A 939-nucleotide genomic window follows, 5' to 3' on the forward strand; every position below is an offset into this window, starting at 1 on the left:
CGGCTCTGGTGAATCGCTAGACAGCGTCGGCTTCGACCGTTAGAACTAGGAAGATGAAGCGGGAAATCGCCGATGCTCTATGTCGAAAATTTCCCGCTTCACGAGCAACGTCGTTCAGTTAGCTAAAAATGCTGTTGGTGAGCGAGACGAAGTCGCCGCCCCCGAAGGGGGTGGCGGCTTCGCCGAGTATGCGGTGGTGTCGCTGCACTGTCTGCGGGTTTACCTGGAGAAATCCTACCGAGAAGCACTTGATTTGCTGAGCGAGATGCCACAAATACTCGGGGAGATCGGCCTCGACGCGGCTGATCTCCCTGACCATTCCACGCTAGTCAAGTGGTTTGACAGAATTAAGACAGCACTCTGGCGAGTGCTGCTGCGCCTGTCGGCGCAGCTGCACGAGCCGAGCGGTCAGGCCGCCATTGACGCGACATTCTTCGACCGAGAAAACGCGAGCAAGCACTACTGTCGCCGGACGAATTACCGGGTTCAGACGCTCAAAGCGACAGCTCTCGTCGACACAGAAAGCCAATCCATTCTGGACGTTCACTGTACAACCGAGAAACGCCACGACACACAGCTCGGCTGGCAGGTCGCCCGCCGCAACGCGGGCGACCTCGCCAGCCTCGCTGCCGACAAAGGCTACGACTGGATGGAATTACGCGAAAAACTCCGCGAAGAGGGCGTAAGACCGCTAATCAAACATCGTGAGTTCCGGCCCATCGATCACGCGCACAACGCGCGGATCGATGGGCCTCGATACCGCCAACGAGCGATGTGTGAGACCGTCTTTTCGACGATTAAGCGCACGCTCGGCGACGCCGTGCGTGCGCGAACCTGGTACGGAGAATTTCGTGAACTCGTCCTGATGTGTGCGGTTCACAATATCAAGCAGTCGCTGAACCCGTGAAATCAAGCTACGTCTGGCGATTCACCACGGCC

At 57.9% G+C, this 939-nt stretch carries 1 protein-coding gene; it reads left to right on the plus strand.

The annotated features are described in order from the left end of the window. Positions 1-79 precede the first annotated feature (79 nt). On the plus strand, positions 80-907 hold the full coding sequence (locus ACJYUO_RS21840) for an IS5 family transposase (RefSeq protein ID WP_494347407.1): 828 nt from the start codon (positions 80-82) through the stop codon (positions 905-907). The last annotated feature ends 32 nt before the right edge of the window (positions 908-939 follow it).

Source organism: Natrinema sp. CRL1 (assembly GCF_059162405.1).

Coding starts and splice junctions, on each gene's coding strand:
- ACJYUO_RS21840 (WP_494347407.1), top strand. CDS start 80: ATGTCGAAAATTTCCCGCTTCACGAGCAACGTCGTTCAGTTAGCTAAA.